This is a genomic window from Pseudacidovorax intermedius, from assembly GCF_001476815.1.
In the GTDB taxonomy this organism is placed as follows: domain Bacteria; phylum Pseudomonadota; class Gammaproteobacteria; order Burkholderiales; family Burkholderiaceae_C; genus Xenophilus; species Xenophilus intermedius_A.
The window spans coordinates 1-24,735 of record NZ_LDSL01000151.1 but is presented as its reverse complement, the minus strand read 5'-3'; the positions used below and the strand labels follow the sequence as shown (position 1 = coordinate 24,735).

Sequence of the window (24,735 nt, the reverse complement as noted above, 5' to 3'; positions counted from 1 at the left end):
GACTACCATCGTCATGGGTACAACATGGCGGCAAATCAAGACGGGATTACCGCGCGCTTACCATTCAGGCGCACCAGCGCGCGATGTCCATCCGCAGGTCCATCCACAGTGCCTGGGCCGCCACCGCCGCCAGCAGGGCACCGGCGATGCGGCTGCCCAGTTCGCGCCGCAGGCCATCCAGCCGTTGCCGCAAGCGCTGCCAGAGCCAGGGCGCGGCCAGCAGGCCCGGGGCGCTGCCCAGGGCGAAGAGCGCCATCACGCCCGCGCCCTCCGCCGGATTGGACGCCAGGGCCGCCAGCATCAGCGCGGAATACAGCAGGCCGCAGGGCATCAGCGCCCAGGCCGCGCCCAGCAGCAGCCGGCGCGGCGCACTGGCCGCCCAGGGCTGAAGCCGGCGCGTGGCCGCAAGCCCCAGGCGCGCGGCCCACAGCGGCTGCCGGCCGGCCAGCATCAGCACCAGCCCCCAGCCCAGGATGGCCGCCTGCAGCAGCATCCAGAAGGGCCGCAGCGCCTGCACCTGGCTGCCCAGCAGGGCCAGCCCACCGAAGACGGCCGACACCCCCGCTCCGGCCGCCGCATAGCCCGCGGTGCGGCCGAGCTGGAAGGCCAGCGGCGACGCCCAGGCGTGGGCGCGCGGACGCATCCAGCTGACGACCGCCGCGCCGCCCTGCCCGCCCGGCGGCGCACTTTCCGGCGATGCCATCCCCAGCAGCCCGCCGCAGGCCGCGCCGCACATGGCCACGCAGTGCGGCGTGCCGGCCAGGCCCATCAGCAGGGCCGAGAGAACGAGGCTACCGGTCATCGGCCCACCATTCGTTGCGTGCCGCCTCGGTCACCGAAAGCGCAACAGCGACAACGACGCCGTGCATCTCAAATGATTTTCGAAAAGCGCGTCCGCAAGCGGTCGGCTTGCAGATAGCGGTCGAACACCATCGCGATGGCGCGCACCACGTACCAGCCGGCGGGCGTGACCTCGAGTTCGTGCGCGTCCAGCCGCACCAGCCCCTGCGCGGCCAGCGGCTGCAGGGCCTGCAGTTCGGCCGCGAAGTAGCGCGGAAAGTCGATCAGGTTGGCCGCGCCCATGGTCTCGAAGTCGATGCGGCCCTGGCACATCACGGCCATGATGGCACTGCGGCGGACCACGTCGTCGCGGCCCAGCGCCAGGCCGCGCACCACGGGCAGCCGGCCCTGGCGCAGCCGGTCGCGGTAGTCGTCCAGCGTCTTGGCGTTCTGGCTGTAGCTCGCGCCCACGCGGCCGATGGCCGACACGCCCAGCGCCACGATGTCGCAGTCCGGCTGCGTGCTGTAGCCCTGGAAGTTGCGGTGCAGCCGGCCCTGGCGCCGCGCCACGGCGAGCGGGTCCTCGGGCAGCGCGAAATGGTCCATGCCGATGTAGGCATAGCCGGCCTCGCCCAGGCGCTCGATGGCCCGCGCCAGCATGTCGATCTTGGTGGCGGCGTCGGGCAGTTCCTCCGCCACGATGCGCCGCTGCGGCTTGAAGCGCTCGGGCAGGTGCGCATAGGCGTAGAGCGCGATGCGGTCGGGCCGCAGCGCCACCACCTGCGCCAGCGTGCGCTCGAAGGAGGCGCGGCTCTGCCGCGGCAGGCCGTAGATCAGGTCGGCATTGATGGAGGAAAAGCCCAGCCGGCGCGCCGCCTCGGTCAGCGCGAACACCTGCGCCGCGGGCTGGATGCGGTGCACGGCCTTCTGCACCTGCGCGTCGAAATCCTGCACGCCCAGGCTCAGGCGGTTGAAGCCCAACGCCGCCAGGCGGGCCAGGCGGGCTTCGTCCACGGTGCGGGGATCGACCTCGATGGCGCATTCGGCGCCGGGCAGGAAGTCGAAGGCCTCGCGCAACGCGGCCATGAGCATGCCCAGCTCCTCGTCGCTGAAGAAGGTGGGCGTGCCGCCGCCCAGGTGCAGCTGGCTCACCGGGGCGCCGCGGCCCAGCAGGTCCACCTGCAGGCGCAGCTCGGTCAGCAGGTCCTGCAGGTATTCGGCCGCGCGCGCATGGTGGCGGGTGACGATCTTGTTGCAGGCGCAGTAGTAGCACAGCGACTCGCAGAAAGGGATGTGCACGTAGATCGACAGCGGCAGCGCGCGAGGGCCCGCCGCGTCGCGCCGCTGCCGCAGGGCCTGGGCATGCTCCTCGGCGCCGAAGGCCTCGACGAAGCGGTCGGCCGTCGGGTAGGAGGTGTAGCGCGGGCCGGGCACGTCGAAGCGGCGCAGCAGCGAGGCGGACAGCAGCGCGGGCGGCGCCGGAGCAGCAGAAGCAGGAATCGGCAGGGAGCTCATCGCGGCAGGGGCGCCATGGGCGCCTGGGTTGTAGGCTCGGGGAACGCCCTTCACGACTGGCCATGGCACGCGCAGTCGCGGGGCGCATCCCTAATGTGCGGCGGATGCCGAGGCATGCGCTTGATCCACATCAAGCGGAAACTTGATCGCTGTCGGAAAATCCGGCGTCAGGGAGACTTCAGGACAGAGGCGCACGGCACAGACCGGACTCCGCCCACCATCCGCCCGAGAAGCCGGCCACCATGACACCCGAATCCATCAAAGTCGCCTGTTCCAACTGCAACCTGCGCGAGCTGTGCATGCCCGTGGGCCTGTCGCACGACGAACTGGTGCGCCTGGACTCCCTGGTGGCCACGCGCCGCAAGGTGCGCCGCAAGGAGATGCTGTTCCACAACGGCGAGACCTTCACCTCGCTCTACGCCATCCGCACCGGCGTGTTCAAGACGCGGGTGAGTTCCGAGGACGGCCGCGACCAGGTGACGGGCTTCCAGATGGCCGGCGAGATCATCGGGCTGGACGGCATCGTCAACGACCGCCACACCTGCGACGCGGTGGCGCTGGAGGATTCCGAGGTCTGCGTGATGCCCTACGAGCGCATCGAGGAGCTGTCGCGCGAGGTGTCGGCGCTGCAGCGCCACGTGCACCAGATCATGAGCCGCGAGATCGTTCGCGAGCACGGCGTGATGCTGCTGCTGGGCAGCATGCGCGCCGAGGAGCGGCTGGCGGCCTTCCTGCTGAACCTGGTGCAGCGGCTGCATGCGCGCGGCTTCTCGGCCTCGGAGCTGGTGCTGCGCATGACGCGCGAGGAGATCGGCAGCTACCTGGGCCTCAAGCTGGAGACGGTGAGCCGCACGCTGTCCAAGTTCGTCGACGACGGCATCGTGGAGGTAAACCAGCGGCATGTGCGCATCCTCGATTCGGAGGCGCTGCGGCGCATGGTGAACCCGACGGTGTGCACCTGAAGGCCGTGCGGGCGGGGGCAGGCCCCTGGGCGTCGCCAAGGTGCGGTTCGCCCATACCCGTTCGGGCCGAGCCTGTCGAAGCCGGGGCATGCGCGTGCGTCAGCCCTCCTCCTTCACTTCCCATGACCCGGCCGGCCCCGGCTGTTCATTGACCTGCGCCGGCGTGCGCATCAGCAGGGCCGTGGTGGCGCTGCACACCACGGCAACGATCCAGAAGCCGAAGAAGCCCAGGGCGTAGACCGCCTGGCGCGGCAGGGCCAGCGCATGGCCGGCCAGATGCAGGTCGGCGGGATCGACCAGGGCGAAGACCAGAAACTCGAGCAGGCAGGCCGCCAGGAAGGCGGGCCAGGCGATGGCCATCAGCGTCTGGCCCGCCACTGCCGAGGGTGCGCGCGCCGAAGGCCGTTCCGCCAGCCGTTGCGCCAGCCTCGCCGACGCCGCGCGGGCCGGCCGGGCGCGCGGTCGCCGCTTCATCGCGCCGCACGCGGCATGGGCAGGTCCTGCGCCGGCGTGGTCACATGGTTGCGCGCCTGCTGGGCCGGCGCCAGGGCGCGCTGCGCGGCCAAAGTGCGGTTGATCTCGATGCCCTGGCGGTAGTAGTCGGCCTCCACCACCGGATCGGGCAGGCGGATGGCCAGCCACAGCGTGGCGAAGCCGGCCACCACCACCACCGCCGGGCCGCCCACCACCAGCCACATCAGCGGGTGCCGCCACCAGGGGCCGCTGGGCACCTCGGCGGGCGGCACCGTGGCAACCGCAGTCGTCGGATCGTTCATCGGGTCCTCGTCTTTCTCTCGTGATGCCGGGTGGGCGTCGACGTGTCTCAGCGCGGCACCAGGAAGGCGGCCTTCTCGACGACCTGGGCACTGCCGCCCTCCTGCGCCACGGTGATGTGCACGCCGTGCGAGCCGGGGGCCACGCTGCCGTAGGGAATGCTCAGGCGCACCGCCACCCAGCGCGATTCGGCGGGGCCGACCTCGACCGGCGTGTCCGGCGAGACGGCGATGCCGTCCAGCCCCTCGGCGCTCAGCCGGTAGCGCTGCGGCTGCTCGCTGGCATTCATGATCTGCAGGCGGTAGACGTTCTCCAGCCGCCCGCCCTCGGCGATGCGTGCCAGCGCAGCGCGGTCGCGCACCACGTCCACCTTGAGCGGCGTGCGCACCACCAGGCTCGCCAGCATGCCGGCCGACAGCAGCAGCAGTACGCCGGCATACACCAGCACCCGCGGCCGCAGCACGCGCCGCCACAGCTGCGCGCGCCGCCAGCCCTGCGCCATGCCGTTGGCGGTGTCGTAGCGGATCAGGCCCGTGGGGTAGTCCATCTTCTGCATCACCGTGCGGCAGGCGTCCACGCACTGGCCGCAGCCGATGCATTCGTACTGCAGGCCCTGGCGGATGTCGATGCCCGTCGGGCACACCTGCACGCACAGGCCACAGTCGATGCAGTCGCCCAGGCCGCGGGCCCTGGCGTCCACGCTGCGCCCGCGCGGCGCCCGCGGCTCGCCGCGGCCGGGGTCGTAGCTGACGATCAGCGTGTCGCGGTCGAACATCGCGCTCTGGAAGCGGGCGTAAGGGCACATGTACTTGCACACCTGCTCGCGCATGAAGCCGGCATTGCCGTAGGTGGCGAAGCCGTAGAAGAAGACCCAGAACACTTCCCACGAGCCCATCCGCGTCTGCAGGAAGGCGAGTCCCAGTTCGCGGATGGGCGTGAAGTAGCCGACGAAGCTGAAGCCGGTCCACAGCGCGATGCCGATCCACACGATGTGCTTGTAGACCTTCTTGACGCCCTTCTCCAGCGACATCGCCTCGCCGTCGAGCCGCATGCGCGCGGCGCGGCTGCCTTCGATCTTCTGCTCCACCCACAGGAAGATCTCCGAGTACACCGTCTGCGGGCAGGCATAGCCGCACCACAGCCGGCCCGCCACCGCCGTGAAGAGGAACAGCGCCAGCGCCGACAGCACCAGCAGCCCCGACAGGTAGATCAGGTCCTGCGGATAGAGCACCAGGCCGAAGAGGTAGAAGCGCCGCGCGGCCAGGTCGAACAGCACCGCCTGGCGCTGGCCCCAGCCCAGCCAGGGCAGGCCGTAGAACACCAGCTGGGTGGCGAACACCAGCGCCCAGCGCCAGCGCGAGAACACGCCGGACACCGGGCGCGGATAGATCTTGCGGCTGGCGGCATAGAGCGACACCGTGGCCGCACCCTGCGGCTCGGCCGCGATCGGGATGACGCGCTGCGGAGCCGGCAGCGCGCCGTGGCGGGAGGATGCGGACGTGGCGGTCATGGCATTCGGCAGTGGCGGCGGCGCCGCTGCGTCGGGCGATGGGCGGCGCGCCTCACGGCTTGGCCGATGCGGTGGTCGCTGGCACGTTCGACAGGCCCCACACATAGGCCGCCAGCACGCGGATCTGCGCCTCGGTCAGGCGGTCCTGCTGCGCGGGCATGACGTTCTGCTTGCCGTTGTTGATCATGGCCACGATGGCGGCCTCGCCATAGCCATGCAGCCAGATGTTGTCGTTCAGGCGCGGCGCGCCCAGGGCCTGGTTGCCGCTGCCGTCGGCGCCATGGCAGGCGGCGCAGACCGCGAACCTGGGCTTGCCCAGGCCCGCGCGCACCGAATCGTGCGGGCTGCCCGACAGGCTCAGCACGTAGTTGGCGACGTTCTTCACGTCGTCCGCGCTGCCCACGGCGGCGGCCATGGGCGGCATGGTGCCCACGCGGCCCAGGGTGATGGTCTCGATGATCTTCTCGGGCGTGCCGCCGTGCAGCCAGTCCTTGTCGGTCAGGTTGGGAAAGCCCTTGCTGCCGCGCGCGTCCGAGCCGTGGCACTGGGCGCAGTTGTTCATGAAGAGCCGCTCGCCGATGGCGTGCGCGGCCGGGTCGCCCGCGACCTGTTCCACCGGCGCCTGCGCGAAGCGCGCATACACCGGGGCCAGCTCGGCATTCGCCTTCTGCACCTCGGCCTGGTATGCGCCGGCGGCGCTCCAGCCCAGCCGGCCCTGCGTGCCGCCCAGGCCCGGGAAGAACACCAGGTAGCCCACCGCGAACACGATGGTGATGACGAACAGGCCCACCCACCACAGCGGCAGCGGGTTGTTGGCCTCGCGCAGGTCGCCGTCCCACACGTGGCCGGTGGTGTTGTCCGCATCGGCCACCACGCGCTTGCGGCCCGTGAGCCACAGCAGGATGGCGCAGCCCAGGATGCTCAGCACCGTGGCGGCGATGACGTAGTTCGACCAGAAGTCGCTGATGAAGTCGCTCATCGGGGGTCCCTCGTTCGTTGGATGCGCGCTTCAGTCCTGCTCGAAGGGCAGGCGCGCGGCCTCTTCGAAGCCGGCGCGGTTGCGGCCGGCGAAGGCCCAGGCCACGATGCCCAGGAAGAGCAGGAAGCACACGACGGTGGCGGCGGAGCGCAGAAAGGTGAGGTCCATGGCGGGGCTACTCCGGGTGCGTCACTTGAGCGAACGGCCCAGCGACTGCAGGTAAGCGATGGTGGCGTCCATTTCGGTCCTGCCCTCCACGGCAGCCTGGGCGCCGGCGATGTCCTCGTCGGTGTAGGGCACGCCCACCTTGCGCAGCGCGCGCATGTGGGCCGGCAGGGCGGCGGCATCGACGGGGCTCTTCTCCAGCCAGGTGTAGGCCGGCATGTTGGACTCGGGCACCACGTCGCGCGGGTTGTTCAGGTGGATGCGGTGCCACTCGTCGCTGTACTTGCCGCCCACGCGCTGCAGGTCGGGGCCGGTGCGCTTGCTGCCCCACTGGAAGGGATGGTCGTAGACGAACTCGCCGGCCACCGAATAGTGGCCGTAGCGCAGCGTCTCGGCGCGGAAGGGCCGGATCATCTGCGAGTGGCAGTTGTAGCAACCCTCGCGCAGGTAGATGTCGCGGCCGGCCAGCTGCAGCGCGGTGTAGGGCTTGAGCCCGGCGATGGGCTCCGTGGTGGACTTCTGGAAGAACAGCGGCACGATCTCCACCAGGCCGCCGACGGCGACGACCAGCAGGATGAGCACGATCATCAGGAAGTTGTGGGTCTCGACCTTCTCGTGCGAGAAGCCGGTGGCGGTGGAGGTGGAGGGGGTCGTCTGGCTCATGGTCGTGTGCTCCATCCGTTCAGGCGTGGGCCACTTGCGGGGCCGGAATGGTGGCGCGCACGGCGCGGCCCGAGATCACGGTCATCCATACGTTCCAGGCCATCACCAGCATGCCGCCCAGGTACAGCAGGCCGCCCAGCAGGCGCACCACGTAGAAGGGGAAGGTGGCCTTCACGCCTTCGACGAAGGTGTAGGTGAGCGTGCCGTCGGGGTTGATGGCGCGCCACATCAGGCCCTGCATGACGCCGGCGATCCACATGGCGGCGATGTAGAGCACGATGCCGATGGTGGCCGTCCAGAAATGCAGCTCGATGGCGCGCACGCTGTACATGGTGGTGCGGCCCCACATGCGCGGGATCAGGTAGTACAGCGAGCCCATGGAGATCAGCCCCACCCAGCCCAGCGCGCCGGCATGCACGTGGCCGATGGTCCAGTCGGTGTAGTGGCTCAGGGCATTGACCGTCTTGATGGACATCATCGGCCCCTCGAAGGTGGCCATGCCGTAGAAGGACAGGGCCACGATCAGGAAGCGCAGGATGGGGTCGGTGCGCAGCTTGTGCCAGGCGCCGGACAGCGTCATCACGCCGTTGATCATGCCGCCCCAGCTGGGCGCCAGCAGGATCAGAGAGAACACCATGCCCAGCGACTGGGTCCAGTCCGGCAGGGCGGTGTAGTGCAGGTGGTGTGGGCCCGCCCACATGTACGTGAAGATCAGCGCCCAGAAGTGCACGATCGACAGCCGGTAGCTGTAGACCGGCCGCTCGGCCTGCTTGGGGATGTAGTAGTACATCATCCCCAGGAAGCCGGCGGTGAGGAAGAAGCCCACCGCGTTGTGGCCGTACCACCACTGCACCATCGCGTCCTGCACGCCGGCATAGGCCGAGTAGCTCTTCATCCAGCCCGCGGGCACCTCGGCGCTGTTGACCACGTGCAGCAGCGCCACCGCGATGATGAAGGCGCCGTAGAACCAGTTGGCCACGTAGATGTGCCGCACCTTGCGCGTGCCCACGGTGCCGAAGAACACGATGGCGTACGACACCCACACCAGCGTGATGAGGATGTCGATGGGCCATTCGAGCTCGGCGTATTCCTTGCCCGTGGTGTAGCCCAGCGGCAGCGTGATCGCCGCGGCCACGATCACCAGCTGCCAGCCCCAGAAGGTGAAGGCCGCCAGGCCCGGCGCGAACAGCCGCGTCTGGCAGGTGCGCTGCACCACGTGGTAGCTGGTGGCGAAGAGCGCGCAGCCGCCGAAGGCGAAGATGACGGCATTGGTGTGCAGCGGCCGCAGCCGGCCGTAGCTCAGCCAGGGGATGCCGAGGTTGAGTTCGGGCCAGGTCAGCTGCGCGGCGATGACCACGCCGACGAGCATGCCGACCACGCCCCAGACCACGGCCATCAGCGAGAACTGGCGCACGACCGTGTCGTTGTACTGCGCTGCGGGTGAGTGGGAGGACTGCATCGTGGGATCCGGGTTGAGGACTTGCAGGCAGTGTCCGACCCCACTCCTCATTGGCGATTGACGAAGATCAATCGCCCTGCAGAATGCGCGCGCCTTCCTGCTCCACGTCGTCGAACTGCCCGCGCTCCACGGCCCACCACAGGCCCGCGATGATGAGCAGCACCAGCAGCACCGACAGCGGCACCAGCACGAAGAGGATGTCCATGGTCTTTGTCCTCAGCCTCGTGCCGCCAGGGCGGCGACGGACGCACCATCGCCGCGGGACGCCACTGCCGCCTGGCTTCGCGCGGCAGGGCCGCGCGCGAGCCGCGCGCTGTTGAGCACCACCACCAGCGAGCTGGCCGCCATGCCCAGTCCCGCCAGCCAGGCCGGCAGCCAGCCCGCCACGGCCAGCGGCACGCAGACCGCGTTGTAGGCCGCGGACCAGGCCAGGTTCTGCCGCACGACGCGCAGCGTGCGCCGCGCCTGGGCCACCGTGTCGGGCACGGCCCGCAGCGAATCGGCCAGCACCACGAAGTCGGCGCGCGCCTGCGTCAGCGGCACTGCATGGCCGAAGGCGAAGGAGGCATCGGCCTGCGCGATGACCGGCCCGTCGTTGAGGCCGTCGCCCGCCATGGCCACCACCCTGCCCTGCGCCTGCAGCGTGCGCATGGCGTGGAGCTTGTCCTCGGGGCTGCAGGCGCCGCGGGCGTGGGCGATGCCGGCCTGTGCGGCCAGGCGCTGCGCCGCCGCCTCGCGGTCGCCGGACAGCAGTTGCGCGTCGAGCCCCTGGGCCCGCAACTGCGCGATGGCGGCCGGTGCCTCGCCCCGCAGGTCCTCGGCCAGCACGAAGCTGGCGGCCCAGCCCTCGTCGTCGCTCAGGTGCACCTGCAGCGCATCCGTGTGCAGGGCCGCGACGCCGCAGAAGCCGGCCTGGCCCAGCCGCACGCGGCGGCCTGGCGCACGGCCGATGCGTGGCTGCAGATGGCCTTCCAGGCCCTGGCCGGCGCGCTCGTGCACGTCCGTGGCCTGCCAGCCGGGCGGCACGCGGTGCTGCGCCTGCCAGGCCTGCCGCAGCGCCTGCGCGGCGGGGTGCAGCGAACCGTCGGCCAGGGCGACGGCCATCGCGAGCGCATCGCCGGGCGGCAGGCCGCGCCGGCTGTACACCCGGTCCAGCCGCGGCAGGCTGCGGGTGAGCGTGCCGGTCTTGTCGAACACCACCGTGTCGGCCCTGGCCAGCGCCTCCAGCGCCTGCATGTTCGCCACCAGCACGCCGCGCCGCGCGAGCGCGCCGGCACTGGCCAGCATGGCGGCGGGCGTGGCCAGCGAGAGTGCGCAGGGACAGGTGACGATGAGCACCGACACCGCCACCATCAGCGCATGGCCGCGGTCCACCGGCCACCACCACGCCGCCGCCCCGGCGGCCGCCAGCAGCACGGCGAGCAGGAAGGGCCGCGCGATGCGGTCGGCCATGGCGGCCAGGCGCGGCCGCTGCAGGGCGGCGTTGTCCATCAGAGCCACGATCTGCGCGAAGCGCGTGCCGGCGCCCACCTGCGCGACGCGCACCAGCACCGGCGCCGCCAGGTTGTGGCTGCCCGCATGCACGGCCGCGCCGGGTGGTTTGGGCACGGGGCGCGACTCGCCCGTCAGCAGCGCCTCGTCGGCCAGCGTGTCGCCCTCGATCACCTCGCCATCGGCCGCGAAGGCCTCGCCCGGCCGCACGCGCAGCACGTCGCCGGCGCGCAGGCGACGCAGCGGCACGCGGGCAAAGCCGCCGTCGTCGTTGCGCCGCTCGGCGGTCTCGGGCAACTGACCGGCCAGCGCGTCGAGCGCACCGGCAGTGCGGTCGCGCAGGCGCGACTCCAGCCAGCGGCCGGTGAGCAGGAAGAAGACGAACATGGTGAGCGAGTCGAAATACACCTCGCGGCCCAGCGGCCCCGAGGGATCGAAGGTGCCGGCCGTGCTCACCACGAAGGCCAGGGCCATGCCCAGCGCCACGGGCACGTCCATGCCGATGCGGCCGTGGCGCAGGTCGCGCCAGGCGCTGCCGAAGAAGGGGCCGCAGGCGAAGGCCATGACCGGCAGGGTGAGCACCCAGCTGGCCCAGCGCAGCAGCAGCGCGATGTCGGGCGTCATGTCGCCCGCGCCGGCCACGTAGGCGGGCACGGCGTACATCATGACCTGCATCATGCACAGGCCCGCCACCAGCCAGCGGAAGAGCGCGCGCCGCGCCGCCTTCTGCCGCACCAGGCGCAGCGAGGCATCGGCCGCGGGCGCGAAACGGTAGCCGGCCCCGGCCGCGGCGGTGAACCAGCGCGAGGGCGGCGCCTGCCCGGGCGACCACACCACGCGCGCGCGGCGGCTCGCGACCTGCACCTGCACGCGGCGCACACCGGGGAGGCGCAAGAGGGCGTCCTCGATGGTGAAGGCGCAGGCCGCGCAATGGATGCCCGCCACCGCCACCTGCGACTCCCAGTCGCCGGAGGGCAGCCGGCGGCCGAAGGCGGGCCATTCGGCGGGATCGTCGAGGGCGGCGCGGGCCTGCACGTCGGCCTCGGTGGGCGCGCCGGCGGCGCCGATAGGAAGGGCAGCTTGCATGCCCGGATGCTGCGCGCAGCCGCCGCGCGGCGCCTTGACCGGCATCAAGCCCGCGGATGTGCGCCGGTCCTACGCTGGCTGCATCGTCACTCGGAGCCAGCTGCCATGTACACGCGCATCCTCATTCCCACCGACAGCTCGCCGCTGTCGCAAAAGGCCCTCCAGCATGCGATCGCCCTCGCCCGCAGTTGCGGTGCCGAGCTGGTGGTGTTCACCGCCGTGCCGCGCTACCCCGTGAGCTACCTCGAAGGCGCCGCCGTGTTTGAGGCGCAGGACATCGCCCGCATCGAGCAGCAGTGGATGGACGCCGCCCGCGAGCGGCTGAACGCGGCGGTGGCCGAGGCGAAGGCCGGGGGCGTGAAGGCGCGTGCCGCGGTGATCCGGTCCGACCTGGTGGCCGAGTCGATCATCGCCGCCGCGCGCAAGCACAAGGCCGACCTCATCGTCATGGCCTCGCACGGCCGCAAGGGCCTCAAGCGCCTGCTGCTGGGCAGCGAGACGCAGCACGTGCTGACCCATTCCACATGGCCCGTGCTGGTATTGCGCTGACTCCGCCGCATTGCCACCACACTGGACCGCGCATGCATTTGCGCATGTCTTCAACCAGAAAAGGAGCAAGAGCAATGAAGATTGTCGTCGCCGTGGATGGCAGCGAGTTCACACGCAAGGCGTTGGACTACATCGCCGCCCAGCGAAGCATGTTTGTCGATGGCCACGAGCTGCTGCTGGTGCACGTGTGCCCCGGCCTGCCGCCGCATGCCAGCCGCCACATCGCGAAGGACACCCTGGCCGAGTACTACAACGAAGAAGGCGCCAAGGTGATCGAGCCGGTGAAGCAGCAATTGCAGGGCCTCGGCATCGCCAATGCCGCGGTGCAGACCCGCCACGGCCAGGCCGCCGAGGAGATCGTGCGCGCCGCCAAGGAAGCCGGCGCAGGTCTGGTGGTGATGGGCACCCGCGGCCAGGGCGCCCTGGGCCGTGCGCTGATGGGCTCGGTGGCCACCAAGGTCATCGCCGAAAGCGACCTGCCGGTGCTGCTGGTCCAGTAAACCTGCGCCACCCCCCCATGCCGCTTCGCGGCCCCCCCGCTCTTGCGCCTTCGGCTTGGCGGGGGGGCGCACCCAGAGGCCTGGCAAAGCCAGTTCCTCGGGTGCTCCCGCATGGCCTGCGCCGCGGCCCTTCGATCAATCGGGCTGCGCCGGTTCCATGCTTGGCGGGCCGCTTGCCGAATCAGGTGAACAGGGCCTTGTGCTGATCGCGCAGAAGCGCCTTCTGCACTTTTCCCATCTGGTTGCGGGGCAGTTCGTCGACCACGAAGCAGCGCTTGGGAATCTTGAAGTTGGCGAGCTTGGACTTGAGCTCGGCCACGATGGCATCGCCGTCCGGCGCCGCGCCCGGCTTGCCCACCACCACGGCCACGCCCACCTCGCCGAAGTCCGGATGGGGCACGCCCACCACGGCGCTTTCGGCCACGCCGGGCATCTCGTTGATGTAGCCCTCGATCTCGGCCGGGTAGACGTTGTAGCCGCCGCTGATGATCAGGTCCTTGCTGCGGCCGACGATGGTGACGTAACCCATGGTGTCGACCTTGCCCACGTCGCCGGTCTTGAAGAAGCCGTCGGGGGTGAACTCTTCCCTGGTCTTCTCGGGCATGCGCCAGTAGCCGGCGAAGACGTTGGGACCGCTGACCTCGATGTTGCCGATCTCGTCGCGTTCGCAGTCGCGCGGCGGTTTGCCGTCCTCGTAGGCGCGCACCCGCAGCTTGACGCCCGGCAGCGGAAAGCCCACCGTGCCGCCCCGCCGCGCGCCCTGCACCGAGGTGTAGGGATTGGAGGTGAGCATGATGGTCTCGCTCATGCCGTAGCGCTCCAGGATGGTGTGGCCGGTGCGCTTCTGCCAGTCGTTGAAGGTCTCGATCAGCAGCGGTGCCGAGCCGCTGATGAACAGGCGCATGTTGTCGCAGGCCGCCAGGCCCAGCGAGGGCTCGGCCAGCATGCGCACGTAGAGTGTGGGCACGCCCATGAAGACCGTGGCCTCGGGCAGCTTGGCGATCACGCGCTTCGGGTCGAACTTGCCGAACCAGAGCATCTTGCTGCCGTTGAGCAGCGCGCCGTGGATGGCCACGAACAGGCCGTGCACGTGGAAGATGGGCAGCGCATGCAGCAGCACGTCGCCGTGCGTCCAGCCCCAGTAGGCCTTCAGCACCTCGGCATTGCTGCGCAGGTTGCGGTGCGACAGCATCGCGCCCTTGCTGCGGCCGGTGGTGCCGCTGGTGTAGAGGATGGCGGCCAGGTCGTCGTCGGCCTTGCGGGCGATCTCGTGCTCGGCGCTGCAGGTGGCGGCATGGCCCAGCAGGCTGCCGGTGCGGTCGTCGTCCAGCGTGAACACCCAGCGCGTGCCGGCCGCCCTGGCGATGGGCTCCACCCATTCGAGACTGGTGCTGGTGCACACCACGACCTCGGGCTCGGCGTTGCCGAGGAAGTATTCCATCTCGGCACGCTGGTAGGCGGTGTTCAGCGGCAGGAAGACGTAGCCGGCGCGCAGCGTGGCCAGGTACAGCAGCATGGCCTCCACCGACTTCTCGACCTGCACCGCGATGCGCGCGCCCGGCTGCAGCTGAAGGCTGTCCAGCAGGTTGGCGATCATGGCGCTGGCCCGCTCCAGGTCGCGCCAGGAGTAGGCCAAGCCACCGTCGGTCTCGACGGCGATCTCGTCCAGGTCATGCGGGAAGGCGGCGCGCAGCGCGGCAAAGAGGTTGGCGTTGGGCGTTGGGCTCATGAAGGGCGGAAGGCGAGGAGGCACGGCGCGGGGCCGGGGTGGAGGGACAGGGGCCGAGTATTCACAAAATCAGCCGAAGCGGGGCGGCCTTTTGGCCAGGAAGGCGTCGATGCCCTCGCGATGCTCGCCCGAGTCGGCATAGTCGTAGGCGCCGGCCAACAGACTGTGAAGTTCTCCGGCGGCCAGCGCGCGAAGCGTGGCCTTGTTGAGCCGAGCGGCCTGCGGCGCCAGCTCGGCGATGCGGCGGGCATGGCGCCAGGCGGCGTCGGCCACTTCGGCGTCGGGCAGCACGGCGAGCAGGAAGCCGGCCGCCAACAGCCGGGGCGCGTCGTGCACGCCGGCGGCCAGCAGCATGTCGCGCGCCAGGGTGTCGCCGATCTGGCTGCGCACCAGGACCGCCTCGCGCGGCGCCATGGGAAAGCCCAGCCTGGCGATGGGCGCGCCGAAGCGGGCGCCGGCGCCGGCCAGGCGGATGTCGCAGCAGGCGGCGATTTCCAGGCCGGCACCCATGCAGGCACCCTCGATCTGCGCCACCAGCGGCACCGGGCAGGCCAGCAGGGCCGCCAGGGCGCCCCAGACCTCTTCCTCGTGGAAGGTGCGCAGGCTGCCGGCGTCGTAGCGGAAGGCCGGGTATTCCGAGATGTCGCCGCCGGCACAGAAGGCGCCGCCCTCGCCGCGCACGATGGCGCAGCGCAGGCTGGGGTCGGCCGCCAGGCCCTCGGCGGCGGTACGCAGGCTGCGCCACATGCCCCGGGTCATGGCATTGAGCCGGCCCGGATGGCGCAGGGTGAGGACGGCGATGGCGCCCTCGCGCGAGACCTCGATCGCGTCGTTCTTGTCGCTCATGCCCCGCAATCTATTCGAGTTTGGCGCCGGAGGCCTTGACGACCGCCGCCCAGCGCCGGACTTCGGCGGACACGAACTGCCCGTAGGCCGCGCCGGTGACGTTGGGAATCTCCGAGCCGTTGGCGGCCCAGATGGTCTTGAGCTCGTCGGCGGCCAGGGTGCGGCGCATGTCCTCGGTGATGCGCGCCGCCAGTTCGGGCGGCGTGCCCCTGGGCGCCCACAGGCCGTACCAGGTGGTGACGGTGTAGTCGGGCAGGCCCGATTCGCTGGCGCTGGGCACGTCCGGGAAGGCAGCGTTGCGCTGCGCGCCCGAGACCATCAGCGCCTTGATGCGCCCGGCCTTGATGTGCTGGGCCGAGGAGCCCAGGCCGTCGAAGCCGCAGTCCACGTTGCCGGCGATCAGGTCCTGCAGCATGGGGCCGGCGCCGCGGTAGGGAATGTGGGTGATGAAGGTGCCGGTCTGCAGCTTGAAGAGCTCGCCCGCCAGGTGGTGCGAGGTGCCGGCACCGGCCGAGGCGTAGTTGAGCTTGCCGGGGTTCTGCTTCGCATAGGCGATGAATTCCTTGACGCCCGGCTGGGTGACGCGACGCGGATTGACCACCACCACCTGCGGCACGTTGGCCAGCAGCATCAGGGGCACGAAGTCGCGTTCGATGTCGTAGTCCAGCCTGGGATAGATGGCCGGCGCGATCGCGTGGTGCACCGCGCCCATGAAGAGCGTGTGCCCGTCCGGCGCGCCCTTGGCCGCGATGCTGGCGCCCACGGTGCCGCCGGCGCCGCCGCGGTTGTCGATCACCAGCGTGTGGCCGGTCACCTTGCTGAACTGGGCCGCCAGCGGCCGGGCGAAGGCATCGGTGCCGCCGCCGGCCGGAAAGGGCACGACCAGCGTCACGGGCCGGCTGGGCCAGGACGTCTGGGCGCGCACGCCGGCGCAGGCGGCGGCCGCGCCCGCGGCGGCCAGGCGCAGCAGGCTGCGCCGAGGGATCGGTGGGGGGGTCATGGCGTGTCTCCGTCTCTTGTCGTGGAATGCGCCGGGGCCGGCGGCGCTTGTGGGAGGGATCGGCCCGGGGATCGGCAGGCGGCCCTGGGGTCCTAAAGCATCAGCCCCTCGATGTCGCCCGACACCGGCACCCTGCCGTCGGCCAGCAGGGCGCGGTGCTTGTCCAGGCGCTTGAGGTCGTAGAGGTAGTTGACCATCAGGCCCCAGGACTGCTTGAGGCCCTTGGGCGACAGGTCGGCCGCCCAGTTGAGCCGCTCGACCCGCGCGCCGTTGCCGAGGTGGAAGCGTGCCACCGGGTCGGCGGGCTTGCCATCCTGGCCGACCCTGCCCAGGTACTCGGCCGCCAGGTGCAGCAGCGCCTGGCGCAGCGGCGAGCGCTCGCCCAGCGCGGGCGCATCGTCCAGCGCCGCCAGCAACCGGTCGGCCGTGGGCGGCAGACTGCCCAGGTGGCGGCCCAGGGCCTGGGCCTGCCTGTCGGGCAGGCGCGGCAGCAGGCTGGCGGCCTGCTCGCCCAGCCAGTGGCGCAGGCCGGGCATGGGCGAGAGCGTGGCGAAGTGCTTGAGCTTGGGAAACTCCTCCCGCAGCGTCTCCACCACCCGCTTGATGAGCGAATCGCCGAAGCTCACGCCGCGCAGGCCCGTCTGCGTGTTGCTGATGGAATAGAAGATGGCGGTGCTGGCCTTGTGCGCCGGCGTGGCGGCGGCCGCCTCGTCCAGCAGGGGAGCGACGGCGTCGCTGATGGCGTCGGTCAGCGCCACCTCCACGAAGATCAGCGGCACGCCGGGCAGGCGCGGATGGAAGAAGCCGTAGCAGCGCCGGTCGGTGTCGTCCAGCCGGTTCTTCACGTCCGACCAGCCCTTGATGTCGTGCACCGCCTCGTACTGGATCAGCTTTTCGATCAGCGAGGCCGGCGAATCCCAGCTGATGCGCTGCAGCGTGAGGAAGGCGACGTCGAACCAGGTGGAAAAGAGCTGTTCCAGCTCGGCGTCGAGGGCGGCCAGGCGCCGGTCCTTGCGCACCACGGGCAGCAGGTCGGCCCGCAGCCCGACCAGGAAGCCCAGGCCGTCCTCCGGAATGGCGAAGCGCTGCAGCAGCCGGGCGCGCGGCGAGGCCGAGGCCCTGCGCAGCTTCGCCTCGGCCTGGGCCTGCTCGGGCGAGCCGGGCTCGGCCGCCTCGTACTGCTGGCGGGCGGCGCGCAGCCTGGCACCGTCGGGGGCGAAGCATTCGGCCATCAGCAGCCAGACGTCGCGGCGCTCCTCGGCGGCGAGGGCCTGGTAGCTCTCCATCACGGCATGGGCGCGGCGGCCGGCCTCGACCTCGCTGATGCGGCTGTCGACCACGCCCTGCAGCGCCTCCAGCAAGCGGCGCAGGCCGCGTGGCGGCAGGGCCTCGCCGTGGCGGCGCAGCGTGGCGTCCAGCCGTTCGGACAGGGTGCGGGGCGGCCGGCCGTCGCCCGTGGTGGGCGCCGGGGCATCGGCGGTGGGTGGCGGGAAGGCGGCAGCGGGCGCGGCCGAGGTGGAAGCGGGGCCAGCGACTGCGGCCCGCACCGGCGATTCGGGGGGAGTCTTGGACATGCGATTCACAAAATTTGGGGCGCCGGGCCAACGCTTGGGCGCCGGGCGGCGTTGTGCTCTGATGCGTGGGCCGCCGCGCCCCTGTTTGTACACCGTGACCGAGCTTTCCCCGACTTCCCCCGATACCGCGCGCCCGCACGCGCGCTCCGCCCCGACGGAGGCCGTCGCCCGCGGCTGGCAGCGCGCCAAGCCGTGGCTGATCGCACTCGCCGCCGTGCTGATGTGCCTGCTGCTGGCCGCCGCCCTGCACGGCCTGGCCGGCCAGGTGCGCTATGACGAGGTGATGCAGGCCATCGCCGCCACCCATGAGCTGGACATCCTGCTGGCCCTGATGGCCACGGCGGCCAGCTACCTCATCCTGACCGGCTACGACTTCTCCGCCCTGGCCTATGCGCGGGCGCGGGTGAACGGCGGCACGGTGCTGCTGACCTCGTTCACCGCCTATGCCCTGTCCAACACCATCGGCCTGGGGCCGCTGACCGGCGGCGCGGTGCGCACGCGGCTGTACACGGCGGCGGGCCTCAAGGCGCACCAGGTGGCGCAGGTGGTGGTGTTCAACGCGGCGGCCTTCGCGCTCGGCATCCTGGCCTTCGGCGCCGGGGCACTGCTGTGGGGCGCGCCGGACGTGGCCGAGCTCCTGCACCTGCCGGCGACCCTGCTGCAGGCCGGCGCGGCGGCGCTGCTGCTGGGCGTGGCGGTGTTCCTGCTGCTGTGCCGGCGCCAGCGCACGCTGCAGCTGGGCGGCCGCTGGCGCCTGCGGCTGCCGCCGGCCGGGCTGGCGGTGCAGCAGCTGGTGATCTCCGCCTTCGAGCTGATGGCCTCGGCGGCGGCCCTGTGGTTTTTGCTGCCCGGCGAGCGCATGGACCTGCCCGCCTTCACGGCCTTCTATGCCATCGCCATCGTGGCCGGCATCATCAGCCACGTGCCGGGCGGCGTGGGCGTGTTCGAGGCCGTCATGCTGGCCGCCACCCGCGAGCAGGTGCCGGCCGAAAGCATGCTGGCCGCGCTGGTGCTGTACCGCGGCATCTACTACGTGATCCCGCTGGTGGCGGCGACGGCGCTGGTGCTGGGCTGGGAGCTGAAGAGCGGCGTCGGCACGCCCATCGCCCGCGCCGCCACCCGCCTGAGCCCCCGCCTGCTGGCCGCGCTGACGCTGGTGGCCGGGCTGTGGCTCATCGCCTCGGGCGTGACGCCCTTCACCGAGGACGCGCGCGAGATGCTCGCCACGCTCAAGGTGCCGCTGCCGCTGGTGGAGGCTTCGCACTTCCTGGGCAGCGTGGCGGGCCTGGGCCTGCTCCTGGTGGCGCGCGGCCTGTTCCACCGGCTCGATGCCGCCTGGTGGGCGGCGCTGGTGCTGGCGCTGGTGTCGGCCGTGCTGGCGCTGCCCAAGGGCATCGCCCTGCACGAGGCCGGGCTGCTGGCCACGCTGGCGCTGCTGCTGGTGGCCTCGCGCAAGCAGTTCGACCGCCGCTCCTCCCTGCTGGCCATGCGGCTGGAGCCCGGCTGGCTGCTGGCCCTGGGCGCGGTGCTGGCCGGCTCGCTGTGGCTGCTGTTCTTCGCCTACCAGGAAGTGGCCTACAGCCATCGCCTGTGGTGGCAGTTCGAGCTGGACGCGCAGGCGCCGCGCTCGCTGCGGGCGCTGCTGGGCGTGGCGCTGGCGGCCATGGCCTTCGGCCTGTGGCAGCTGCTGCGCCCGCCCTCGGGCCAGGCGGCCGAGCCGTCCCGGGAAGAACTGGACCGCGCCGCCGCCATCGTGGCCGCCAATCCGCGCGCCGAAGCCTGCTTCGCCCTCACGGGCGACAAGCACCTGCTGTTCTCGCCCTCCGGCCGCAGCTTCCTCATGTACGGCAAGCAGAACCGCTCGTGGATCGCGTTGTACGGCCCCGTCGGCGACCGGGCGGAAATGGCCGACCTGGCCTGGCGCTTCGTCGAGCTGGCGCGGGAGCACGGCGGCCGGCCGGCCTTCTACCAGGTACGCCCGGCCAGCCTGCCGCTGTACCTGGACTGCGGCCTGCAGGCCTTCAAGCTGGGCGAGCATGCGCACATCGAACTGCCCGAGTTCAACCTCAAGGGCGCCAAGCGGGCCAACCTGCGCTCGGGCATGAACCGCGGCGAGCGCGAGGGCCTGGTGTTCGAGGTGCTGGAAGGCCCTGCGCTCGACGCCGCGCTGCCCGAACTGCGCGCCGTCTCGGACGCCTGGCTCGGCAAGCAGAAGACGCGCGAGAAGCGCTTCTCGGTCGGCCGCTTCGACGAGGACTACCTGCGCCGCCTGCCCGTGGCCGTGGCCCGGCGCGAGGGCCGGATCCTCGCCTTCGCCAACCTGCTGATCACCGCCCCGGCCGAGGAGGCCGCGGTGGACCTGATGCGCCACCTGCCCGATGCGCCGCCCGGCACCATGGACTTCCTGTTCGCCAAGGTGCTGCTGCACCTGAAGGACTGCGGCTTCCAGCGCTTCGCCCTGGGCATGGCGCCCATGGCCGGCATGGCCGAGCGCCGGCATGCGCCGCGCTGGCAGCGGCTCGGCCGGCTGCTCTACGAGCATGGCGAGCGCTTCTACAACTTCCGCGGTCTGCGCAGCTTCAAGGACAAGTTCGAGCCCGTGTGGGAGCCCCGCTACCTGGCCGCGCCCGGCGGCGTCGCGCCGCTGTTCGTGCTGCTGGACCTGGCGGCGCTGATCGGCGGCGGCGCCAAGGGCGTGATCGGCAAGTTCGAGGCGGGCAAGTGAACGGCGCTCGTCTCTCCCTCTCCCCTCGCGGGAGAGGGCCGGGGAGAGGGGGCGCCGGCATTCGCGCAAGCCTGCCAAACGTGGCGCGCGAGCACCCCCTCTCCCCCGACCCCTCTGCCGCGAGGGGAGAGGGGCTTTCGGTTCCTCGGCGCTGGTCCTTCGTCACCTGTCCCGTCATCCAAACGTTCCTTTCCGCATGACCGTCCGCTCCAAGCTCCTGCGCCGCGCCCTGTCTGGTGCTGCCGCCCTCGTCATGGCGGGCACGGCCCTGGCCCAGCCTGCCGCGCCCGTCGCGACGCCCTCCGCCACCGCCGCCCTGCCCCAGCCCGCCAAGCGCATCACCCGCGAGATCTTCAAGGACGTGCCGCTCTACCGCCCCGCCGGCGCGGTGCAGCAGTTCGTGGTGCTGCTCATGAACGCGGACGCGCCCTCCCCGCGCGAACTGCGTCTGGTGCAGGCCATGACCGCCCAGGGCGCCATGGTGCTGGCCGTGAACGGCCCGGGCTTCTACCGCAGCCTGGCGGCCGTCAGCCAGCAATGCGTGCACGGCCCCGGCGCGCTGGAGCACTTCGCCCGCTTCGTGCAGGCCGGCGAGAAGCTGCCCACCTACATCGAACCCATTCTGGTCGGCAGCGGCGGCACGGGTGCCCTGGCCTACGGCCTGCTCGCCCAGTCGCCCGCCGACACCTACACCGGCGCGCTGTCGCTGGACTTCTGCCCGCGCATCGCCCTGCCGCTGCCCCTGTGCGGCGACGAGAACCTCAAGAGCCGCCCCGTGGCCGGCAGCGCCACCGGCGGCAAGCCCGCCGACACCGCCTTCGATCTGCAGCCGGCGTCCCGCCTGGCCGGCGCCTGGACCGCCATGGGCGCCGACCCCCGCGGCCCCGCCTGCGCCGCCGGTGCCGCCTCGCCCGCCCAGTTCACCGCCCAGGTGCCCGGCGCCCGCTGGGTCGCGCCGGCCGCCGCCGCCTCGGCCGATGCGCCGCCGCCCGGCTTCGATGCCACCTTCGCCCAGATGGCCGCGCAGCGCGCCGGCCTGGCCCTGCCGCCCAGCCAGCTGTCGGACCTGCCCATCACCGAGGTGCCCGTGCAGGGGCCCGGCAAGCGCTTCGCCGTGCTGGTGTCGGGCGACGGCGGCTGGGCCAGCATCGACAAGCGCCTGGCCGCCGCCCTGGCCAAGGACGGCGTGCCGGTCGCCGGCCTCGATTCGCTGCGCTACTTCTGGACCCGCCGCACGCCCGAGGGCGTGGCCGCCGACCTGGACCGCGTGATCCGCTACTACGCCGCCCGCTGGGGCCGCAGCGAGGTGCTGCTGCTCGGCTATTCGCAGGGCGCCGACGTGCTGCCCTTCGCCTACAACCGCCTGCCGGAGCGCACCCGCGCCAGCGTCAAGCTCCTGGGCCTGCTCGGCCCCGGCGAGAAGGCCGCCTTCGAATTCCACGTCAGCAACTGGATCGGCAAGAGCGGCGACCAGCCCATCGCCCCGGAGGCCAGGCGCCTGCCGCCGGGCCTGATGCTGTGCGTCTACGGCACCGAGGAAAAGGCCGACTCGCTCTGCCCGAAGCTGGATGCGGCGCAGGTGAAGGTGCTGCCCATGCCGGGCGGGCACCACCTGGGCGAGAACTACGAGGACCTGGCGGCGAAGGTGCTGCAGGCGGCGCCGGCTGGGCGCTGACAGGGCCTAGACAAAATCAAACATGCCAAAGCACCGACGCCGCGCCGCCGGCTGACTTGGCGCCGACGGCGCCATGACCCTATGGCCCGGCCAGTTGCAGGAAGCCGAATTACAACGCCTTACCGTAAATTCGGACATGGCGAGCAGGAGCAAAACGGCTCGTTTCTTTTGAGGTTTTCGGAGAAAACTTTATCTTCATGGAGTAAGCGAATCGATCACGTCGATGACGGGCTTCATTTCTTGTTCATGCTTGACGAAAGCCTGCTGGTAATACTTTCGAGATTTTCCAGACTGCTGCCAATCCTGAACTATTTCATTGAGAACACGCAGCGATGTTTTCCAAGCCCGGCTGTATTCCATCACCTTTGCCGAGTCTTGATCCTTTTCTGTCATGGCGGCGCAGAGCTTTGTCTGCATGACGTTCATACCGCCGATCGCCGCACCCCACCATATCCACTCTTCGGATGAATTGAAAGCGATTTTGGCGGTGGTCATCAATTCTGCGTAATCTAGGGCCCTGCAGTTGAACGAGCGGAATTGCTCCTCAGTCGATAATTTACGTGACTCGACTAGCAACTCGGCGACATGCGTGCCTGCACGGCTACCCATTGCTTCATCTTCCGGCGAAGCGGCATAAGCTTGCGTCAAACACGAAAGAAGCAATGCAAAAGAGAAAGAGGTAGCGATTTTTTTGAACATTGTCGGAAACGCGCGTTTAGCAGGGGAATCAAGCAATTTGAGATCCATCGAAAAAGATTCCGCCTATTGACGATTGGGACATCGCGCCCGTCGAGTCGGAAGGTTGGTTAGACAAGTTGCAGCCGATCGCAATCTAGCCGTCGGCGGACTCGACCAACGGCCTTCGAAAGATTTCTTTCGAAATGGCCCTCAAACCGCACCGGCACGACGTCTGGTAAACCTGCTCGGCCGACGACGCGGTTGAAGAGCTACAAAAGTCACGGAATATGGTGCTTTCAGGGAGGAAAACGGCCGCAGCAATCAGTCATCAAGTCACGAAAAATCCGTTTCAACGCCTTTGCCGATGCCTAGTCGCGTGAAGCAGTTCTCATTGGGAAACAGAACTTTGGTCAACGCATCAAACCTGCGCCGCGAGGCGACCTGACGCTGTGGACGTTGTTTGCGCGTGCTGGATCCCCAGATCCCGTCCAAGTTCGTTGCGGTGGAACGATGGCCGCTCTGGTCGGTGTTCGTCGTTCAGAACCTTTGCCAGCTCTCTTCGCCGGTAAACACGAACCCTTGATTCCGCGACAGGTGGCCCACGCCGACCAAAGCCGGCCAGCTAAAACTGAAGTCGTGGATGTAGCTGGGGAGGATGCAGTAGCTGTAATCGCCCAGGCTCAGCACCACTGTCTTGCGTTGCAGCATGGCGGGCATCCAGCTGAATGCAACATGGAGCGACCGGTCGGATAGAGCGAAGTTGCAGCCCCAAGCGCGTCCTGGGAAGACTCGACCATCGACCAAGAGGCGGTGATATGAGTCTCCGTGCGGTGGCTCGCCGTCATAGGGTAGTTCTAGGACGTGTCGACCATCAGGGGTAGAGATGCGGCAGTCGGCCATTCGCGCAACAACGGATGTCCCGTCCGACTTGAATTTCAACTCGTCCATTGATCCTCCGCAGCCAGCCTCTTGTCCAGCATCCAATGCTGCCACAGCATTCACCCTCGGCCTACAAGCCGGGCAGCGCCCGCCCGGCTCCTCACGACAATGCCGCCCATGTCCACCCGCCCCGCCCGCAGTGCCGGCAGCGCGCGCCGCGCTGCCCAGCCGCGGCCCCTGCCCGTCGATGGCGGCCTGGGCCCGAGCTGCGTGGCGCTGCCGCCGGGCGGCTGGGCCACGGTGCTGGACTTCCTGGCCGAGCGCTTTCCGATGGTCGCACGCGGCGACTGGCTGGCCCGCATGGCCGCTGGCCGCGTGCTGGCCGGCGACGGCAGCCGCCTGGATGCCGCCACGCCCTACCGCCGTGACCTGCGCATCTGGTACTACCGCGAATGGGCCGAAGAGGCGCCGGTACCCTTCCAGGAGACGGTGCTGTTCCAGGACGAACAGCTGGTGGTCGCCGACAAGCCGCATTTCCTGCCCGTGATGCCCAGCGGCCGGCACGTGCGCGAGACGCTGCTGGTGCGCCTGAAACATCGCCTGGGCCTGGACACGCTGGTGCCCGTGCACCGCATCGACCGCGAGACAGCCGGGCTGGTGGTCTTCAGCGTGCAGCCGGCCACGCGCGGCGCCTACCAGCGGCTGTTCGCCGAACGCGCGGTGCGCAAGCACTACGAGGCCATCGTGCGCTGGCCGCCGCCCGCGCCGTTGCCGGCGGTCTACCGCAGCCGGCTGGAGAGCGTGTTCATGCGCAGCGAGACGGTGGACGGCGAGCCCAATGCAGAGACGGCCATCGCCGTGCGCGAGGTGCGTGGCGGCCACGCCCTGCTCGACCTGGCGCCCCACACCGGCCGCAAGCACCAGCTGCGCGCCCAACTCCACGCGCTGGGCGTGCCGATCGTGGGCGACGGCATCTATCCGCTGCTGCGGCCCGAAGGCGCGGACGACTTCGCCGAGCCGTTGCGGCTGCTGGCACGGGGCATCGGCTTCGACGATCCGGTGACGGGGGAGGCGCGCTGTTTCCGCAGCGGGCTGTCGCTGGCGTGGCCGGGTGGCAGCGAAGTTCCGGCTTCGGACTGACCGCGCCTCATCGGGCGCCCCCTCTCCCCCGACCCCTCTCCCACGAGGGGAGAGGG

Annotated in this window: 23 protein-coding genes; 6 read left to right on the top strand and 17 right to left on the bottom strand. The window is 70.5% G+C overall.

The window, feature by feature from the left end; translation table 11 throughout:
* Window positions 1-64: 64 nt before the first annotated feature.
* Together NS331_RS21440 and hemN are read right to left on the bottom strand one after the other, a co-directional pair.
* A complete protein-coding gene (locus tag NS331_RS21440; RefSeq protein WP_058643974.1) occupies window positions 65-802 on the bottom strand; it encodes a sulfite exporter TauE/SafE family protein in 738 nt (245 codons plus the stop codon).
* Between the two features lie 68 nt (window positions 803-870).
* The gene (gene hemN / locus NS331_RS21435; protein ID WP_058643973.1) at window positions 871-2,295 is read right to left on the bottom strand and encodes an oxygen-independent coproporphyrinogen III oxidase; all 1,425 of its coding nucleotides are present in this window, start codon (window positions 2,293-2,295) and stop codon (window positions 871-873) included.
* A gap of 242 nt (window positions 2,296-2,537) precedes the next feature.
* Here hemN and fnr point away from each other — a divergent pair, with 242 nt between their 5' ends.
* Window positions 2,538-3,257 (top strand): fumarate/nitrate reduction transcriptional regulator Fnr, encoded by a 720-nt coding sequence (gene fnr, locus NS331_RS21430; RefSeq protein ID WP_058643972.1) that lies wholly within the window; start codon window positions 2,538-2,540, stop codon window positions 3,255-3,257.
* Between the two features lie 99 nt (window positions 3,258-3,356).
* On the opposite strand, the gene NS331_RS21425 is transcribed toward fnr, so the two are convergent.
* The 9 genes from NS331_RS21425 to NS331_RS21385 form a co-directional block, all read right to left on the bottom strand.
* Window positions 3,357-3,635, bottom strand: a complete 279-nt coding sequence (locus NS331_RS21425; RefSeq protein ID WP_193758169.1) for a hypothetical protein — start codon at window positions 3,633-3,635, stop codon at window positions 3,357-3,359.
* 92 nt (window positions 3,636-3,727) lie between these two features.
* Window positions 3,728-4,033 (bottom strand): FixH family protein, encoded by a 306-nt coding sequence (locus NS331_RS21420; protein ID WP_058643971.1) that lies wholly within the window; start codon window positions 4,031-4,033, stop codon window positions 3,728-3,730.
* Window positions 4,034-4,080: 47 nt separating this feature from the next.
* The gene (ccoG, locus tag NS331_RS21415) at window positions 4,081-5,541 is read right to left on the bottom strand and encodes a cytochrome c oxidase accessory protein CcoG (RefSeq protein ID WP_058643970.1); all 1,461 of its coding nucleotides are present in this window, start codon (window positions 5,539-5,541) and stop codon (window positions 4,081-4,083) included.
* A 52-nt stretch (window positions 5,542-5,593) separates the two neighbouring features.
* Entirely contained in the window at window positions 5,594-6,520 is a 927-nt protein-coding gene (ccoP, locus tag NS331_RS21410) for a cytochrome-c oxidase, cbb3-type subunit III (protein ID WP_058643969.1), read from the bottom strand.
* Window positions 6,521-6,550: 30 nt separating this feature from the next.
* On the bottom strand, window positions 6,551-6,688 hold the full coding sequence (locus NS331_RS21405) for a cbb3-type cytochrome oxidase subunit 3 (RefSeq protein WP_058643968.1): 138 nt from the start codon (window positions 6,686-6,688) through the stop codon (window positions 6,551-6,553).
* 21 nt (window positions 6,689-6,709) lie between these two features.
* A complete protein-coding gene (ccoO, locus tag NS331_RS21400) occupies window positions 6,710-7,348 on the bottom strand; it encodes a cytochrome-c oxidase, cbb3-type subunit II (protein ID WP_058643986.1) in 639 nt (212 codons plus the stop codon).
* A 19-nt stretch (window positions 7,349-7,367) separates the two neighbouring features.
* Window positions 7,368-8,807 carry a cytochrome-c oxidase, cbb3-type subunit I gene (ccoN, locus tag NS331_RS21395; RefSeq protein ID WP_058643967.1) on the bottom strand — a complete coding sequence of 480 codons (1,440 nt, stop codon included), beginning with the start codon at window positions 8,805-8,807 and terminating at the stop codon, window positions 7,368-7,370.
* A gap of 67 nt (window positions 8,808-8,874) precedes the next feature.
* Window positions 8,875-9,012: a cbb3-type cytochrome oxidase assembly protein CcoS gene (gene ccoS / locus NS331_RS21390; RefSeq protein ID WP_058643966.1), complete on the bottom strand. Its 138-nt coding sequence runs from the start codon at window positions 9,010-9,012 to the stop codon at window positions 8,875-8,877.
* Window positions 9,013-9,023: 11 nt separating this feature from the next.
* On the bottom strand, window positions 9,024-11,384 hold the full coding sequence (locus NS331_RS21385; protein WP_058643985.1) for a heavy metal translocating P-type ATPase: 2,361 nt from the start codon (window positions 11,382-11,384) through the stop codon (window positions 9,024-9,026).
* 105 nt (window positions 11,385-11,489) lie between these two features.
* Between NS331_RS21385 and NS331_RS21380 the strand changes: the two genes are divergently transcribed.
* Both NS331_RS21380 and NS331_RS21375 read left to right on the top strand, forming a co-directional pair.
* Complete coding sequence (locus NS331_RS21380) at window positions 11,490-11,933, top strand: universal stress protein (RefSeq protein WP_058643965.1); 444 nt, start codon at window positions 11,490-11,492, stop codon at window positions 11,931-11,933.
* 74 nt (window positions 11,934-12,007) lie between these two features.
* Window positions 12,008-12,433, top strand: a complete 426-nt coding sequence (locus NS331_RS21375; RefSeq protein WP_058643964.1) for a universal stress protein — start codon at window positions 12,008-12,010, stop codon at window positions 12,431-12,433.
* Window positions 12,434-12,614: 181 nt separating this feature from the next.
* On the opposite strand, the gene NS331_RS21370 is transcribed toward NS331_RS21375, so the two are convergent.
* The 4 genes from NS331_RS21370 to NS331_RS21355 form a co-directional block, all read right to left on the bottom strand.
* Window positions 12,615-14,162: a malonate--CoA ligase gene (locus NS331_RS21370; RefSeq protein ID WP_058643963.1), complete on the bottom strand. Its 1,548-nt coding sequence runs from the start codon at window positions 14,160-14,162 to the stop codon at window positions 12,615-12,617.
* 69 nt (window positions 14,163-14,231) lie between these two features.
* Window positions 14,232-15,008, bottom strand: coding sequence for an enoyl-CoA hydratase/isomerase family protein (locus NS331_RS21365; protein ID WP_058643962.1), 777 nt, complete (start codon window positions 15,006-15,008; stop codon window positions 14,232-14,234).
* Between the two features lie 10 nt (window positions 15,009-15,018).
* The gene (locus tag NS331_RS21360) at window positions 15,019-16,008 is read right to left on the bottom strand and encodes a Bug family tripartite tricarboxylate transporter substrate binding protein (RefSeq protein ID WP_058643961.1); all 990 of its coding nucleotides are present in this window, start codon (window positions 16,006-16,008) and stop codon (window positions 15,019-15,021) included.
* A gap of 92 nt (window positions 16,009-16,100) precedes the next feature.
* Window positions 16,101-17,582 (bottom strand): malonyl-CoA decarboxylase, encoded by a 1,482-nt coding sequence (locus tag NS331_RS21355; RefSeq protein WP_058643960.1) that lies wholly within the window; start codon window positions 17,580-17,582, stop codon window positions 16,101-16,103.
* A gap of 94 nt (window positions 17,583-17,676) precedes the next feature.
* Between NS331_RS21355 and mprF the strand changes: the two genes are divergently transcribed.
* The gene (gene mprF, locus NS331_RS21350) at window positions 17,677-20,307 is read left to right on the top strand and encodes a bifunctional lysylphosphatidylglycerol flippase/synthetase MprF (protein WP_242873849.1); all 2,631 of its coding nucleotides are present in this window, start codon (window positions 17,677-17,679) and stop codon (window positions 20,305-20,307) included.
* A 196-nt stretch (window positions 20,308-20,503) separates the two neighbouring features.
* Window positions 20,504-21,982 carry a virulence factor family protein gene (locus NS331_RS21345; RefSeq protein WP_058643959.1) on the top strand — a complete coding sequence of 493 codons (1,479 nt, stop codon included), beginning with the start codon at window positions 20,504-20,506 and terminating at the stop codon, window positions 21,980-21,982.
* Window positions 21,983-22,177: 195 nt separating this feature from the next.
* On the opposite strand, the gene NS331_RS26325 is transcribed toward NS331_RS21345, so the two are convergent.
* Both NS331_RS26325 and NS331_RS27245 read right to left on the bottom strand, forming a co-directional pair.
* Window positions 22,178-22,729, bottom strand: a complete 552-nt coding sequence (locus NS331_RS26325; protein WP_153012971.1) for a hypothetical protein — start codon at window positions 22,727-22,729, stop codon at window positions 22,178-22,180.
* A 468-nt stretch (window positions 22,730-23,197) separates the two neighbouring features.
* Window positions 23,198-23,368 carry a hypothetical protein gene (locus NS331_RS27245; protein WP_242873848.1) on the bottom strand — a complete coding sequence of 57 codons (171 nt, stop codon included), beginning with the start codon at window positions 23,366-23,368 and terminating at the stop codon, window positions 23,198-23,200.
* Between the two features lie 348 nt (window positions 23,369-23,716).
* Between NS331_RS27245 and NS331_RS21335 the strand changes: the two genes are divergently transcribed.
* The gene (locus NS331_RS21335) at window positions 23,717-24,679 is read left to right on the top strand and encodes a pseudouridine synthase (RefSeq protein ID WP_058643983.1); all 963 of its coding nucleotides are present in this window, start codon (window positions 23,717-23,719) and stop codon (window positions 24,677-24,679) included.
* Window positions 24,680-24,735: the final 56 nt, after the last annotated feature.